Here is a 15,312-nt window from a genome sequence, read left to right on the forward strand (position 1 = left end):
ACTCTCCGGCGATGGACGTATCAGGGACGCAGATCAGAGCGGTACGCGCGGCGCTGTTCACCGCGCTCGTCGTCACGCTCTCCTCCGCCTCCCATGTGCTGCTCTCCCGGGTCCCGCTGCCGCTGACGGCGGTCGGCCTGCTGGCCGGCGCCGTCTTCGCCGTGGCGTTCACGCTGGCGGGCCGGGAGCGCGGGTTCGGGGCGATCGCCGGGCTGCTCGTCCCCCTGGAGCTGGCCGCCGACACGGTGTTCACCACCGGCCAGCACCTCTGTTACGGGGCGGCGGGCGGCCCGATCGCCGGTCCGCTGCGCTCGGTGGGCGTGGACGTGCTCTGCGGCGGAGACGCCGGTACGGCGGACAGGCTCTCCGGTGTGGCCGCGGTGGGCACCCCGCTGGCCGGGGTGACCGCCTCGGGCGACCACGCCGCCGCGATGCTCGCCTCACCGGGGCCCGCCGTGCCGTGGCTGCTGCTGGCGGCGCACGTGACGGTCGGCCTGCTCGCCGCGGCCTGGCTGCGGCGCGGGGAGGCGGCGCTGGCGGGGCTGCTGGCCTCGGCCGCCGCCTTCGCCTTCCGTCCGCTGCTGACCGCGTTCGCCGTGGCGGCCGCACCCGGGCGCGGGACGCGGTCCGGTGCCCGCAGCGCGGGCCGGCCGCACCCGCTCGCCCCGGCCCGGTTCCTGGTGCACTCCGTGGGCCGCAGGGGCCCGCCGCCCCTGGCCTGTACCTCTGCCTGAGTACGCGGAAGACCCCCCTGAACCGTCCCACGCCTTACGGAGCACCCATGAGCAAGCGCAACAGCCAGGCCAGCAAGTCCGCCGCCCGCGAGCGGCTGCGCGAGGAGCGCGAGCGCCAGGCCAAGAAGGACAAGGCACGCAAGCAGATCGTCGTCGGTGTCTCGGTCGTGGCCGTGCTGGCGATCGCCGGCGGTGTCAGCTACGGCGTGATGCAGCTGAACAAGCCCTCCGCCTGGGAGGCCGCGGCGGACGCGAAGAACGTCACCGCGCCGAAGAACACCTCGGGTGACGACGGCACGACCGTGGTGATCGGCGAGTCGAGCGCCAAGAAGACCCTGGAGCTGTACGAGGACTCGCGCTGCCCGATCTGCGCCACCTTCGAGCAGACGGTCGGCGAGACCGTGGCCAAGGACGTCGAGGCCGGCAAGTACAAGATCAAGTACGTGGGCGCGACCTTCATCGACAACTCGGACAACGGCGAGGGCTCGAAGAACGCCCTGAGCGCGCTGGGCGCCGCGCTCGACGTGAGCCCGGAGGCCTTCCTGGACTACAAGGCCGCGCTGTACTCCGCGAAGTACCACCCCGAGGAGGCGAACGACAAGTTCGCCAAGGACAGCTACCTGATCGAGGTGGCGGACTCGGTGGACGCGCTGAAGGGCAACAAGGCCTTCCAGAAGGACGTCGAGGACGGCACGTACGACGCCTGGGCGATCAAGATGTCCAAGGCCTTCGACAAGAGCGGGGTGGAGGGCACGCCGACCCTGAAGATGGACGGCAAGACCCTGACCGCCGAGGGCAGCAAGAACGCCCCGATGACGGTCGCCGACTTCGAGAAGGCGATCACCAAGGCCCTGAAGGGCTGACCCGCTCCTGCGGGGCCGCGGGTCCGGCGCGCACGGACCCGCGGCGTGCGGTCGACCGTACGGGCCGGCGGATGACCCGCGGCGGCCGAGGAGGGCTCCGGGGCCGGCCACGGTCCGGCAGGAGAACTCACGGCCGGGCGGCGACGACGGACGTAACTCCTGGCGACATCCGGCCATCAGGCGGGCGAACTTCCCTTGTTCGCCCGCCTGTTCGTCCTACCCGCCAGTAGGGTGATCGGCCGTGACCAGACGACACCTCTCCGCCGCACCCAGCCGCCGCACCGTCGTGAAGGCCGCCGCCGCCACCGCGGTCGCCGCCCCGGTGCTCGCCGCCACCAGCGCTCGTGCCGCCGACGGCCCGGCCTTCCTGCACGGCGTCGCCTCCGGCGACCCGCTGCCCGACGGCATCCTCCTGTGGACCCGCGTCACCCCTTCGCCGGACGCCGTTCCCGGCTCCGGCTCCGGCGCCCCGGCAGGGGTGGTCTGGGAGGTGGCCGAGGACAAGGCCTTCACCCGGGTCGCGGCCCGGGGCACGGCCGTCGCACGGGCCGAGGCCGACCACACCGTGAAGGTCGACGTCCGGGGACTGCGCCCGGCCACGACGTACTGGTTCCGCTTCGCGGCGGCACCCCCCGGCGGGCCGGAGGGCGGTCAGGGCGTCCTCTCCCCCGTCGGCCGCACCCGCACGGCGCCCGCCGCCGGGGCCGACGTCACCGGAATCCGGTTCGGCGTGGTGTCCTGTGCCAACTGGGAGGCCGGCTGGTTCTCCCCGTACCGCCATCTCGCGGCCCGCGCCGATCTGGACGCCGTGCTGCACCTGGGTGACTACATCTACGAGTACGCGCCCGGCAGTTACCCGACGCAGGACACCGTCGTACGCCCCCATGCCCCGCTCCACGAGATCACCACCCTCGCCGACTACCGCCTGCGGCACGCCACGTACAAGACGGACACCGACCTCCAGGCCCTGCACGCCACGCATCCGGTGATCGCGATCTGGGACGACCACGAGTTCGCCAACGACGCCTGGTCGGGCGGAGCCGAGAACCACACGCCCGGCGCCGAGGGCGACTGGGCCGCCCGGGTGGCCGCCGCGAAGCAGGCGTACTTCGAGTGGATGCCGGTCCGGGCGTCGACGGAGGGCACCGTCTACCGGCGCCTGAGCTTCGGACGGCTGGCCGAGCTGCACCTGCTCGACCTCCGCAGCTTCCGTTCCGAGCAGGCGTCGGTCGGCGACGGAGCGGTCGACGACCCTGCGCGCTCGATCACGGGCCGGGCCCAGCTGGACTGGCTGAAGGCCGGACTGGCGGCGTCGGACGCCCGCTGGAAGCTGGTGGGCACCTCGGTGATGATCTCGCCGGTGGCCTTCGGCGCGCTCCCGGCCGAACTGCTGGCGCCCCTCGCGGAGCTGCTGGGACTCCCCGGGGAGGGTTTGGCGGTCAACGTCGACCAGTGGGACGGCTACACCGACGACCGCAAGGAGTTGATCTCCCATCTGCGGGACCGGGGCATCACCGACACCGTCTTCCTGACCGGCGACATCCACATGGCGTGGGCCAACGACGTCCCCGTGAAGGCGGCGACGTACCCGTTGTCCCCGTCGGCGGCGACCGAGTTCGTGGTGACGTCGGTGACCTCGGACAATCTGGACGACATCCTGCGCGTCGCTCCCCGCACCGTCTCGGTGGTCGCCGCGGCGGCGGTCAAGGCCGCCAACCGTCACGTGAAGTGGGTGGACATGGACTCGCACGGCTACGGAGTCCTGGACGTGACGGCCGAGCGCTCCCAGATGGACTACTACACGGTGTCCGACAAGACGAGCAGGGACGCGACGTCCTCCTGGGTCCGCTCGTACCGGACACTCAGCGGCACGCAGAAGACGGAACGGGCCGGCGCACCGGTGCGCTGACCGATCAGTTCCGGCCATCCGCCGCTCCGGGCCCATGGTGACTGCCCGTCACGCAGGGCGGTGTGTCCACGTTTCCGAACCGGGACACATCGCCCGCCGACATTGCACTGCACATGACATTTTCTTTCCAAACTCCGAGATCGACCGAAGTTTTTCTCGGCATTGTCCTCATACGCACCAGCATTGATTGGGCCTGATCGTCCCTCATCGACACGTGACATGGGCACGTAACCTCCCGGCGGCGGGTGAGGAACCACCTCCCCCACATGTCCGCGAGGAGTCATCGTGCGCGCTCTTGTACGCATATCAGACCGTTTGCGCCGCCCCGCCCTGAGCATCGCCGCGCTGGCCGGAACCCTGGCCCTGGCTCCGCTCTCCGCCGCCCCCGGCAGCGCCGCGGCGGCCGCCCCGGCCTCACAGGAGTGCGCCACCACCACGAGCGCGACGGCGCGCGAGGCCCACCCCGGCGGGTCGGGCCACGCCGCCGAGCCCAACGAGGTCAGCGCGGCCAAGGCCAAGGCCATGGACGCGGACCTGAAGGAGAGACTGGCGGACCGAAGAGTGACCGGCTCCGCGCTCGCCGCGGGAGCGACCGTCCCGGTCTACTTCCACGTGATCCACTCCGGGACGACGGGCAAGCTCTCCGCGACGCAGATCAACAACCAGCTCGCCGTGCTCAACGCCGCGTACGCAGGTCAGGGCACCGGGAACACCGACTCCGGCTTCCGCTTCACCCTCGCCGCCACGGACTACACGGACAACGCCGCCTGGTACAACCTGAGCTCGGGTTCGAGCGCCGAGAAGGCGATGAAGACGGCGCTGCGCAAGGGCGGTGCCGGCGCGCTCAACGTCTACACCGCCAACCTCGGCGGCGGCCTCCTGGGCTGGGCCACCTTCCCGAGCTCCTACCGGTCGAACCCGTCGATGGACGGCGTGGTGGTCCTCGACACCTCGCTGCCGGGCGGCGCGGCGACCAACTACGACGAGGGGGACACGGCCACCCACGAGGTCGGTCACTGGATGGGGCTCTACCACACCTTCCAGGGCGGCTGTAACGGCAACGGCGACTACGTCGGCGACACCCCGGCCGAGAAGAGCCCGGCCTACGAGTGCCCCACCGGCCGTGACACCTGCACCAGCAAGGCCGGCGCGGACCCCGTCCACAACTTCATGGACTACACGTACGACGCGTGCATGTACCAGTTCACCGCGGGCCAGGTGCAGCGCATGAGCGACAGCTGGACCGCCTACCGGGCAGGCTGACCCGGCAGCACCGTCACGGGGGCCGCGCACCGGTGTGCGCGGCCCCCGTCCGTGGTCACAGCGTGGCGAGGAAGCCGAGCGAGACCTTCCACGTCAGGTCGGCGGCGTCCTGGTCGAAGTCGGGGAGGTCCGCGTCGGTGTACAGGTGTCCGGCGCCGGGATAGCGGTAGACCTCGACGTCCGCGCCCGTGCGCTGCATCTGGAGGTACCAGCTGTTCAGCCAGTCGTGCGACTCGAACGGGTCGGGGTCGGCCACGTGCAGTTGCACGGGCAGTTCGTCCACCGTGGCGTTCTCCGCGATGTCCGAGGTGCCGTGGAGCAGCAGCAGCCCGCGCGCCTTCGCGTCGCCGAGGGCGAGGGTCTGCGCCACCGACGCCCCGAAGGAGAACCCGGCGTAGACGAGGCCCTGGTCGGAGTAGGGCGCGGCGGCCAGCACGGCGCGCCTGAGCAGCTCGTCCTTGCCCACCTGGTCCTTGAAGGCCATTCCCTCCTCGACGGTGTCAAAGGTGTGCCCCTCGAAGAGATCGGGCACGCGCACCTCGTGCCCGGCCGCACGCAGCCGGTCGGCAGCCGCGTGCACAGCGGGCCGCAGACCAAAGGTCGAGTGGAAAAGCATGATGTTCATGAGGCCCATGGTGCCAGCTGTGCCTTGATGCTTGGAGGACGACGGAATGGAGAACACACTGCGACCGCTCCTGGTCGTGGGCGGATCACTGGCGATCACGCTGGCCGTGGGCTGGTTGGTCGACCAGCTGCTCCGGCGCGCCGACAGCCGCCATCACGAGACCCCGGTCTGGGGTCTGCTCCGCCTCTGCCGGCCACCCCTGCAGGTCGTGCTCTGCACCGCGCTGCTGCGGGCCAGCTTCGGACAGCTCCGGCTCGAAGTGGTGCGGGACCACCGGGCGGCGATCGGCCAGGTCCTGACCCTGGTGCTCATCGCGGCGTCGGCCTGGCTCGTGATCCGCGCCGCCGCCACCGTCGTGCAGTCCTCGTACGCCCGCTACGCGACCTCCACCCGTGATCCCGCCCGCGTGCGCCGGGTCCGGACCCAGGTCACCCTGATCCAGCGCGTGGTCACCGCGGTGGTCGCGACGGTCGCCGCCGCCGCGATGCTGCTCACCTTCCCCGCGATGCGCACGGTCGGCACCTCGATGCTCGCCTCGGCCGGTGTGCTCGGCATCGTGGCCGGTGTCGCCGCCCAGTCGACGCTCGGGAACCTCTTCGCCGGCTTCCAGATCGCCTTCGGCGACATGGTGCGCATCGGGGACACCGTCGTCGTGGACGGGGAGTGGGGCACGGTGGAGGAGATCACCCTGACCTTCCTCGCGGTGCGGACCTGGGACGAGAGGCGGATCACGATGCCGGTGTCCTACTTCACCAGCAGGCCGTTCGAGAACTGGTCGCGCGGCGGGGTCCAGATGACGGGCACGGTCTTCTTCCAGCTCGACCACTCGGCGCCCATCAGGGCGATGCGCGACCGGCTGCGGGACATCCTCGGCGACTGCGGCGCCTGGGACGGCCGGGACTGGTCCCTGGCCGTCACCGACACCACCCCCACCACCATCGAGGTGCGGGCGGTGGTCACCGCGAAGGACGCGGACGACATCTGGACGGTGCGCTGCGCCGTGCGCGAGCAGATGATCGGCTGGCTCCGGGACAACCATCCGTACGCGCTGCCCCGGGTGGTGACCTCGCCCGCCGCTCTGCCGCCGGGCGACCACTGGCGGGAGCTGACGGGTGCGGACACCGGCCGCCCCGTCAACGGCCATGTGCCGACCCCGGAGAAGGCCCCCCGCACCGGGCGCGGCTGAACCGCCGTGGTCCCGCGGCCTCAGCGCAGACTGCGTACGTCGAGGTAGCGCAGCACCCGGTCGACGACCTCCGGGTCCGATCCTGGCTCGCTGCGCGCCGACAGCACCTCGTGACGGGCGGCCGACAGCAGCTCACGCTGGACCCGGGCGAACGCCTTGAAGCGCTCGGCGCGCCGGGCGTACGCCTCACGCCGCTCGTCGTCCACCATGTCGGGGCTGATCCGCGCCCCGATGTCGTAGGCGGCGCGCTGGAGGCGCTCCAGGACCTCCTCGGGCAGGTCCTCGACGCCCTCGATCTCCTTGAGCCGGTGCTTGGCCGCCTTCGCCGCCCGGATCGCGAGTTCCCGTTCCAGGGCCTGTTCCGCCTCCGTGTCCGCCCGGACGCCGAGCTTCCGCACGAGCCACGGCAGGGTCAGGCCCTGGAACACCAGCGTGGCCATGATCACGGCGAACGCGACGAAGATGATCTCGTCCCGTCCGGGGAAGGGTTTCCCGTCGTCCGTCTCCAGCGGGATCGCCAGGGCCAGTGCCACCGAGGCCACCCCGCGCATCCCCGCCCACCACATGACGACGGTCTCGCGCCAGGTGGTGGGGATCTCCTCGCTGTAGTCGCGGCGGGTGTGCAGCCGCTTGGCGAGCCAGGTGGCCGGCAGCAGCCACAGGAGCCGTACGCCGACGACGACCGCGACGATCGCCAGCCCCCAGCCGACGAGACGCAGTGCGTGTCCGTCGGCGGTGCCGAAGACGCTGTGGAGTTCCAGCCCGATGAGGCCGAAGGCGACACCGGTCACCAGGGTGTCGACGATCTCCCAGAACGACCGGCCGGTGAGCCGCCCCAGGACGTCGTCGGCGTCCGCCGTGTGCTCGGCGAGGAAGAGCGCGGTGGTGAGGACGGCCAGCACGCCGGAGCCCATCAGCTCCTCGGCGAGGACGTAGCTGACGAAGGGCACCAGAAGCGTCAGGCCGACCTGGAGGGTGGCGTCGCCCAGCAGCCCCATCAGTTTGATGGTCAGCCAGCCGAGCACCAGGCCCACGGCCACCGCGACGACCGCGGACAGGACGAGGAGGCCGAACGCCTGGGGGAGCGAGAAGGTGCCGCTGACGGCGGCGGCGATCGCCACGTGGTAGAGCACGATGGCCGTGACGTCGTTGAACAGCCCCTCCCCCTCCAGGATCGACACGAGCCTGCGTGGCAGTCCGACCGAGCCCGCGATCGCCGTGGCCGCGACCGGGTCGGGCGGGGCGACGAGCGCGCCGAGGGCCACGGCGGCGGCGATGGGCAGACCGGGCACCAACGCGTTCGCGACCGTGGCGACGGCCGCGGTCGTGACGAAGACGAGGGCGACCGCCAGCAGGAAGATCGGCCGCTTGTTGGCCGCGAACTGCCGCCAGGAGGTGCGTTGCACCGAGGCGTAGAGCAGCGGGGGCAGCAGCGCGGGAAGGATGATCTCCGGCGGGATGTCCACGTCCGGGACGAAGCTCGCGAAGGCCATGGCGACCCCGGCGAGCGTCATCAGCACCGGTGCGGGGAGGCGCAGCCGCTCCCCCAGCGGCACCGTGACCACCGCTCCCAGGAGAAGCAGGAGCAGGAGTGCCATCTGGTCCACGTGGTGCCTTCCGCAGCGGGCCGGGCTCGACGGCCCGTCGATCAGCCGGTCAGGCCTCCCAGCGTGCCACGCGGTACCGGCGGACCTGTGGCACCCCCGTGCGGGCCGTGGTCAGAGCGTGCGGCGCATGGCGCGGTGCGGCATCCCGGCGTCCGGGAACTCGGGGCCGTACGCCGTGTAGCCGAGCCGCTCGTAGAAGCCGAGCGCGTGGGTCTGGGCGTGCAGGTCCACGGCGGCCAGGCCCAGCGCGCGGGCCTCGTCCTCGATGGCGCGGACCAGTGCCGCCCCGACACCCAGGCCGCGGGCCGCGCGGGTCACCGCGAGCCGGCCGAGCGACCCGACGGTGTGGTCCCCGCCGGTCTTCCCCGCCGCGTCCTCACCGTGCAGCAGCCGTCCCGTGCCGAGCGCGGAGCCGTCCGCCGCCACGGCGAGGACGTGCACCGCCGTCGCGTCGTGGGCGTCGTACTCGATCTCCTCGGGCACCTGCTGCTCGCCGACGAACACGTCCTTGCGGACCTGGAAGCAGGCCGCGAGGTCGGTCTCGGCGAGGGCCCTGCGCGTGCTGTACGGGGCCGTCGCCGCGGTCACCGGCTCTCCGCCTCGATCGTGTCGAGGGCCCGGCTCAGGTCCTCCGGGTAGCCGCTCTCGAATTCCACCCAGCTGCCGTCGGAGGGGTGCTCGAAGCCGAGCCGGACCGCGTGCAGCCACTGCCGGGTCAGGCCGAGCCGCTTGGCCATGGTGGGGTCGGCGCCGTAGGTCAGGTCGCCGACGCACGGGTGCCGGTGGGCGGACATGTGCACCCGGATCTGGTGGGTGCGCCCGGTCTCCAGCTTGATGTCGAGCAGGCTGGCCGCGCGGTAGGCCTCGATGAGGTCGTAGTGCGTCACGGAGGGCTTGCCCTCGGCGGTGACGGCCCACTTGTAGTCGTGCTGGGGGTGACGGCCGATGGGGGCGTCGATGGTGCCGCTCATCGGGTCGGGGTGGCCCTGCACGAGCGCGTGGTACTTCTTCTCGACGACCCGGTCGCGGAACTGGGTCTTGAGCAGCGTGTAGGCCCGCTCGGACTTGGCGACGACCATGAGGCCGGAGGTGCCGACGTCCAGCCGGTGCACGATGCCCTGGCGCTCGGCGGCGCCGGACGTCGAGATGCGGTAGCCGGCCGCGGCGAGGCCGCCGATGACGGTCGTGCCGGTCCAGCCGGGGCTGGGGTGGGCGGCGACACCGACCGGCTTCATGATGACGACGATGTCGTCGTCGTCGTGGACGATCTCCATGCCTTCGACGGGTTCGGCGACGATCTGGACGGGAGCGGCTGCCTGCGGCATCTCCACTTCCAGCCAGGCACCGCCGTGCACCCGCTCGGACTTCCCGGCGATCGCACCGTCCACCTGGACCTTCCCGGCAGCCGCGAGCTCCGCGGCCTTGGTGCGGGAGAAACCGAACATACGGGAGATGGCGGCGTCGACGCGCTCGCCCTCCAGACCTTCGGGTACGGGCAGGGTGCGGACCTCGGGATACGTACTCACCTGTCGAGTATGCCTTGCGCCCGCTAGTCCTTGTGCACGGTGCCGTCGGGGTCCAGGCCCCTGAAGGAGAGGATCACGATGAGGATTCCGCCGCACACGATGGCGGAGTCGGCGAGGTTGAAGACGGCGAAGTGCTTGGGGGCGATGAAGTCGACCACGGCGCCTTCGAAGACGCCCGGCGCGCGGAAGATGCGGTCGGTGAGGTTGCCGAGCGCCCCGCCGAGCAGCAGTCCGAGCGCGATGGCCCAGGGCAGGCTGTAGAGCTTGCGGGCCAGCCGGATGATGACGACGATCACGACGGCCGCGATGGCCGTGAAGATCACCGTGAACGCCTCGCCGATCCCGAAGGCGGCACCCGCGTTGCGGATCGCGTCGAACTTCAGCCAGTCGCCGATGATCTCGATCGGCTCCTCGTGCTCCAGCTTCGCGACCACGAGCATCTTGCTGCCCAGGTCCAGCAGATAGGCCAGGACGGCCACCACGAGGAGGACCAGGACCTTCTTCCCGCCCCGGCCGCCGGCCGTGCCGTCGCCGTCGACGGGGGACGAGCCTCCGGCGGGCTGCTGGGGCTCCGCTCCGTCAGCCCCCTCGGCATCGGGGATATCCGGCGTACCGATGATGCGCTCCGCCTCTGCCACGTGAGTCCCTCAACCTAGGTGCCTGACTGAGGACGAGGGTACGACACACCCGGGCGATCGGGGGCCTCCGGCCCCGGTCCGCGGGCACGGGCCCGCACGGGCGGGAGGCGGTCGCGCCGGGGTCCCGGTGCCCCGGCGCGACGCGGACGGGAAGCCCTACCCCCGGCGCTCCTGCTTCTGCTTGTCCTCCACGCAGAGCGTGGCCCTCGGGAACGCCTGCATCCTGGCCTTGCCGATCGGCTTGCCGCAGACCTCGCAGAGCCCGTACGTCCCCGCGTCGAGCCGGGCGAGCGCGCGCTCGGTCTGGTCCAGGGTCTCCTGGGCGTGGGCCGCGAGGGACAGCTCGTGCTCGCGGGTGATGTTCTTCGTACCGGTGTCCGCGTCGTCGTGGCCCGCGCCGTCGCCGGAGTCGCGCATCAGGCCCGCCAGGGCCTCTCCGGAGGCCTCCAGCTCGGCCCGCAGCCGTGTGACCTCGCCGGTCAGCTCGGTCCGCGCCTCCTCGACCTCCTCCGCGGTCCAGGGGTCCTCCCCGGGCCTGACGGCGAGGTCTCCCGGCGCGGTCGCCGCGGCGACCCGGGCGGGGGGCACCGCGGTCGCGGTTCCCTCTCCGCCAGCCGTGGACCGGGCCGCGCTCTTCTTGGCTACCACCGTGTGGGCTCCTGTCTGCTCGGCGGCCTCAGCCGCCCCCGTGGCCTTCTTCGAAGCCTTCTCGGCTGCGTCGGTTCCGGCCGTGCTCTTCTTCGCCGTGCTCTTCCTGGCCGCGGTCTTCTTCGCCGCTTTCTTCGCCGCCTTCTTCGCCGGTTTCTCCCGGGCCGTCTCCGGGCTGGGCTCTTCGGCCGCTTCGTGGGCCTTCTCCCCGGCAGCCGCAGCCGTGGATGCTTCGGACGCCGTTCTCGATGCGGCGGTCTTCTTCGCCACCATGGCCGCGGCCCCTTCACATATTGTGATCTTGCACGCGAATCGTGCTGGGACGATAAATCGACCCCAGCCTCGCGGCAACGGGGCACGCCGCCGGTTCGCCCCTCCCCGCGGCAGGGCAGCGGCGCGCCTGCAACCGTTGTGCCCAGCTCCCCGCCCGGTAATCCGCCTCGGCCTGCTCTCCGGGACTCCGTCCGTCCCGACTGGCCATTCGGGTCAAGCCCCGCCCCGCGAACAAACCGGTCGGCCGTCGCCCGTACGGGCCCGTACACTGGCCGCAGCGAGAGGCATGGATGGGACGAGTAGCGTCGTACGCAGCCCGCAGCGACCCGGGGACGGTGGAAGCCCGGGGGCGAGCGCGCCGTGAAGATCACCCCGGAGCCGCCGGAAGAACGCCTTGCACCGTGGGCTCCACGGGGACAAGGCCACTAGACCCGGCATCGCGACCCCAATGAGGGGGCCACGGGCGCACGCCCGGGGCCAAGGAGGGTGGTACCGCGGGAGCTGATCCGGCTCTCGTCCCTCCGACGGAAGTGGAAGACGTCCGCCGGAGGAAGCCCGCACATGACATCGCCGCAGTACCGCCAGGTACCCGCCCAGGTCGACCTGCCCGCCCTCGAGCACGCCGTGCTCGACTTCTGGCGCGACAGCAAGGTCTTCGCCAAGAGCCTCGAACAGTCCGAGGGCCGTCCCGAGTGGGTCTTCTACGAGGGCCCGCCGACCGCCAACGGCATGCCCGGTGCCCACCACATCGAGGCCCGCGTCTTCAAGGACGTCTTCCCGCGCTTCCGGACCATGCAGGGCTACCACGTCGGCCGGAAGGCCGGCTGGGACTGCCACGGCCTGCCGGTCGAGCTCGCGGTGGAGAAGGAGCTGGGCTTCAACGGCAAGAAGGACATCGAGGCCTACGGCATCGCGGAGTTCAACGCGAAGTGCCGCGAGTCCGTCACCCGCCACACCGACGCGTTCACCGAGCTCACGACCCGCATGGGGTACTGGGTCGACCTGGACGACGCCTACCGCACGATGGACCCGGAGTACGTCGACTCCGTGTGGTGGTCGCTGAAGGAGATCTTCAACAAGGACCTGCTGGTCCAGGACCACCGCGTCGCCCCCTGGTGCCCCCGCTGCGGCACCGGCCTGTCGGACCACGAGCTCGCCCAGGGGTACGAGACGGTCGTCGACCCCTCGGTCTTCGTGCGCTTCCCGCTGACGAGCGGGCCGCTGGCCGGCGAGGCCGCGCTGCTCGTCTGGACGACGACCCCGTGGACCCTGGTCTCCAACACCGCCGTCGCCGCGCACCCCGACGTGACCTACGTCGTCGCGACGGACGGCTCGGAGAAGCTGGTCGTCGCGCAGCCGCTGGCCGAGAAGGCGCTCGGCGAGGGCTGGGAGCTCACCGGCGAGACCTTCACCGGCCGCGAGATGGAGCGCTGGACGTACGAACGCCCCTTCCAGCTGGTCGAGTTCCCGAGCGAGGCGCACTTCGTCGTCAACGCCGAGTACGTCACGACGGAGGACGGCACGGGTCTGGTCCACCAGTCCCCCGCGTTCGGCGCCGACGACCTCCTGGTCTGCAAGGCGTACGGCCTCCCCGTGGTGAACCCGGTCCGCCCGGACGGCACCTTCGAGGAGGACCTCCCGCTGGTCGGCGGCGTCTTCTTCAAGAAGGCCGACGAGGCGCTCACCGAGGACCTGGCGGCGCGGGGCAAGCTCTTCCGCCACGTCCCGTACGAGCACAGCTACCCGCACTGCTGGCGCTGCCACACGGCCCTGCTGTACTACGCGCAGCCGTCCTGGTACATCCGCACCACGGCGGTCAAGGAGCGGCTGCTCCAGGAGAACGAGAAGACCAACTGGTTCCCGGAGTCCGTGAAGAACGGCCGCTTCGGCGACTGGCTGAACAACAACGTCGACTGGGCACTGTCCCGCAACCGCTACTGGGGCACCCCGCTGCCGATCTGGCGCTGCGAGGACGACCACCTGACCTGTGTCGGCTCCCGCGCCGAGCTCTCCGAGCTCACCGGCCGCGACCAGTCGGACCTGGACCCGCACCGCCCGTTCATCGACGAGATCACGTTCACCTGCTCGCACGAGAACTGCCAGCTGGAGGCGTACCGCGTCCCGGAGGTCATCGACGCCTGGTACGACTCGGGCTCGATGCCGTTCGCGCAGTGGGGCTACCCGTACAAGAACAAGGAGATCTTCGAGAGCCGCTACCCGGCGCAGTTCATCTCGGAGGCCATCGACCAGACACGCGGCTGGTTCTACACGCTGATGGCCGTCGGCACGCTCGTCTTCGACAAGTCGAGCTACGAGAACGTGGTGTGCCTCGGTCACATCCTCGCCGAGGACGGCAGGAAGATGTCCAAGCACCTGGGCAACATCCTCCAGCCGATCCCGCTGATGGACCAGCACGGTGCCGACGCCGTCCGCTGGTTCATGGCGGCGGGCGGTTCCCCGTGGGCGGCACGCCGCGTGGGCCACGGCACGATCCAGGAGGTCGTCCGCAAGACGCTCCTCACCTACTGGAACACGGTGGCCTTCCAGGCCCTGTACGCCCGTACGTCGAACTGGGCGCCCTCCGCGGCCGATCCGGCTCCCGCGGACCGTACAGTCCTCGACCGCTGGCTCCTGGGCGAACTGGGCACTCTGGTGAACGAGGTCACGACGGCGCTGGAGAGCTACGACACCCAGCGCGCCGGCAAGCTGCTCTCCGCGTTCGTCGACGACCTCTCCAACTGGTACGTGCGCCGCTCGCGCCGCCGCTTCTGGCAGGGCGACAAGGCCGCGCTGCGCACCCTGCACGAGGTCGTGGAGACGGTCACGCGCCTGATGGCCCCGCTGACCCCGTTCATCACCGAGCGGGTCTGGCAGGACCTGATCGTCCCGGTGAGCCCCGACGCCCCTGAGTCGGTGCACCTGTCGTCGTGGCCGACGGCGGACCCTGCGTCCATCGACCCGGCCCTGTCCTCGCAGATGGCTCTCGTACGGCGCCTGGTCGAGCTCGGACGCGCGACGCGTGCCGAGTCGGGGGTCAAGACCCGCCAGCCCCTCTCGCGGGCCCTGGTGGCGGCCTCCGGCTTCGAGTCGCTCGGCCCGGAGCTGCGCGCGCAGATCACGGAGGAACTGAACGTCTCCTCCCTCGCCTCGCTCTCCGAGGTCGGCGGATCACTCGTGGACACCACGGCCAAGGCGAACTTCCGCGCGCTGGGCAAGCGCTTCGGCAAGGGCGTCCAGGCGGTGGCCAAGGCCGTCGCGAACGCCGACGCCGCCGCGCTGTCCCTGGCGCTGCGTGAGGGCACCGCCTCGGTCGAGGTGGACGGGGAGCGGGTCACCCTCGCCCCGGACGAGGTCATCATCACGGAGACCCCCCGCGAAGGCTGGTCGGTGGCGTCCGACTCCGGCGCGACGGTCGCCCTGGACCTGGAGATCACCCCGGAGCTCCGGGCGGCGGGACTGGCCCGCGACGCGATCCGGCTGATCCAGGAGGCCCGCAAGAACAGCGGCCTGGACGTGGCGGACCGGATCGCGGTCCGCTGGACTTCGGCGTCCCCCGAGACGGCCGAGGCCCTGACCGCCCACGCGTCGCTGATCGCGGACGAGGTCCTGGCGCTGGACTACGCGCAGGGTGAGGCGGACGACACGTACGGCACGCCGTTCGAGGATGAGGGTCTGGCCCTCACGTTCCGCCTCCGCAAGACGGAGCGGTAAGCGGGAGCACGCCCGAAGGGGCCCGGCCGGACACCTCGTCCCGGCCGGGCCCCTTCGTCGTTCCGGCCCGCCTCCATTCCGGCCGGCCCTCCGAGGCAGCCCCCCGCGACAGGCGTGCGCCCGCCCCCGGGGCCCACCGCCCGATCCGGCCCGTCCGGGCAGAACCATGGTCCGGGGGCGGGGGCGGGGAGAGGGAAGAGGGGAGGGGAGGAGAGGAGAGGAGAAGAGCACCGCCGCAGGCACCCCGCCCGCCCCGGCTGCGCCCACGCCAAAGGGCCGGGCCCCGGGGAAAACCCCGGGGCCCGGCCCTCAGCCTGCCGACGGCTACG

The 15,312-nt window shown here is 71.5% G+C and carries 12 protein-coding genes; 6 read left to right on the forward strand and 6 right to left on the reverse strand.

From position 1 onward, the window contains the following. The first annotated feature begins 11 nt into the window (after positions 1–11). The 4 genes from ACFYQ6_RS01450 (at position 12) to ACFYQ6_RS01465 (ending at position 4,769) form a co-directional block, all read left to right on the forward strand. On the forward strand, positions 12–734 hold the full coding sequence (locus tag ACFYQ6_RS01450; RefSeq protein WP_388759691.1) for a hypothetical protein: 723 nt from the start codon (positions 12–14) through the stop codon (positions 732–734). Between the two features lie 47 nt (positions 735–781). Continuing rightward, the gene (locus tag ACFYQ6_RS01455) at positions 782–1,597 is read left to right on the forward strand and encodes a DsbA family protein (RefSeq protein ID WP_361570219.1); all 816 of its coding nucleotides are present in this window, start codon (positions 782–784) and stop codon (positions 1,595–1,597) included. A gap of 241 nt (positions 1,598–1,838) precedes the next feature. After that, positions 1,839–3,506 carry an alkaline phosphatase D family protein gene (locus ACFYQ6_RS01460; RefSeq protein ID WP_388759695.1) on the forward strand — a complete coding sequence of 556 codons (1,668 nt, stop codon included), beginning with the start codon at positions 1,839–1,841 and terminating at the stop codon, positions 3,504–3,506. A 285-nt stretch (positions 3,507–3,791) separates the two neighbouring features. Beyond that, the gene (locus tag ACFYQ6_RS01465) at positions 3,792–4,769 is read left to right on the forward strand and encodes a zinc metalloprotease (protein ID WP_361570225.1); all 978 of its coding nucleotides are present in this window, start codon (positions 3,792–3,794) and stop codon (positions 4,767–4,769) included. A gap of 55 nt (positions 4,770–4,824) precedes the next feature. Here the strand turns inward: ACFYQ6_RS01465 and ACFYQ6_RS01470 are convergent, their stop codons facing one another. Then, a complete protein-coding gene (locus ACFYQ6_RS01470) occupies positions 4,825–5,403 on the reverse strand; it encodes a dienelactone hydrolase family protein (protein WP_361570228.1) in 579 nt (192 codons plus the stop codon). A 37-nt stretch (positions 5,404–5,440) separates the two neighbouring features. On the opposite strand from ACFYQ6_RS01470, the gene ACFYQ6_RS01475 reads away from it, so the two are divergent. Beyond that, positions 5,441–6,580 carry a mechanosensitive ion channel domain-containing protein gene (locus ACFYQ6_RS01475; RefSeq protein WP_361570231.1) on the forward strand — a complete coding sequence of 380 codons (1,140 nt, stop codon included), beginning with the start codon at positions 5,441–5,443 and terminating at the stop codon, positions 6,578–6,580. Between the two features lie 20 nt (positions 6,581–6,600). Here the strand turns inward: ACFYQ6_RS01475 and ACFYQ6_RS01480 are convergent, their stop codons facing one another. From ACFYQ6_RS01480 to ACFYQ6_RS01500, 5 genes are all read right to left on the reverse strand, one after another. After that, on the reverse strand, positions 6,601–8,187 hold the full coding sequence (locus tag ACFYQ6_RS01480; RefSeq protein ID WP_361570234.1) for a Na+/H+ antiporter: 1,587 nt from the start codon (positions 8,185–8,187) through the stop codon (positions 6,601–6,603). 111 nt (positions 8,188–8,298) lie between these two features. Continuing rightward, positions 8,299–8,775 carry a GNAT family N-acetyltransferase gene (locus ACFYQ6_RS01485; RefSeq protein WP_361570237.1) on the reverse strand — a complete coding sequence of 159 codons (477 nt, stop codon included), beginning with the start codon at positions 8,773–8,775 and terminating at the stop codon, positions 8,299–8,301. Beyond that, positions 8,772–9,713, reverse strand: a complete 942-nt coding sequence (locus ACFYQ6_RS01490) for an RluA family pseudouridine synthase (RefSeq protein ID WP_361570240.1) — start codon at positions 9,711–9,713, stop codon at positions 8,772–8,774. Before ACFYQ6_RS01490 ends, ACFYQ6_RS01485 begins: the two co-directional genes overlap by 4 nt. Positions 9,714–9,736: 23 nt before the next feature. Further along, complete coding sequence (gene lspA, locus ACFYQ6_RS01495; RefSeq protein WP_361570242.1) at positions 9,737–10,351, reverse strand: signal peptidase II; 615 nt, start codon at positions 10,349–10,351, stop codon at positions 9,737–9,739. Positions 10,352–10,507: 156 nt separating this feature from the next. Beyond that, the gene (locus ACFYQ6_RS01500; RefSeq protein WP_388759702.1) at positions 10,508–11,272 is read right to left on the reverse strand and encodes a TraR/DksA family transcriptional regulator; all 765 of its coding nucleotides are present in this window, start codon (positions 11,270–11,272) and stop codon (positions 10,508–10,510) included. Between the two features lie 561 nt (positions 11,273–11,833). On the opposite strand from ACFYQ6_RS01500, the gene ileS reads away from it, so the two are divergent. Further along, positions 11,834–14,983, forward strand: a complete 3,150-nt coding sequence (gene ileS / locus ACFYQ6_RS01505; RefSeq protein ID WP_388759706.1) for an isoleucine--tRNA ligase — start codon at positions 11,834–11,836, stop codon at positions 14,981–14,983. Positions 14,984–15,312: the final 329 nt, after the last annotated feature.

Source organism: Streptomyces sp. NPDC005494 (assembly GCF_042872025.1).
Taxonomy (GTDB): domain Bacteria; phylum Actinomycetota; class Actinomycetes; order Streptomycetales; family Streptomycetaceae; genus Streptomyces.

Bases quoted from the DNA above. Each gene is read 5' to 3' on its own strand.
- ACFYQ6_RS01475 (WP_361570231.1), top strand. From the start codon at position 5,441: ATGGAGAACACACTGCGACCGCTCCTGGTCGTGGGCGGATCACTGGCG.
- ileS (WP_388759706.1), top strand. From the start codon at position 11,834: ATGACATCGCCGCAGTACCGCCAGGTACCCGCCCAGGTCGACCTGCCC.
- ACFYQ6_RS01455 (WP_361570219.1), top strand. From the start codon at position 782: ATGAGCAAGCGCAACAGCCAGGCCAGCAAGTCCGCCGCCCGCGAGCGG.
- ACFYQ6_RS01450 (WP_388759691.1), top strand. From the start codon at position 12: ATGGACGTATCAGGGACGCAGATCAGAGCGGTACGCGCGGCGCTGTTC.
- ACFYQ6_RS01500 (WP_388759702.1), bottom strand. From the start codon at position 11,272: ATGGTGGCGAAGAAGACCGCCGCATCGAGAACGGCGTCCGAAGCATCC.
- ACFYQ6_RS01470 (WP_361570228.1), bottom strand. From the start codon at position 5,403: ATGGGCCTCATGAACATCATGCTTTTCCACTCGACCTTTGGTCTGCGG.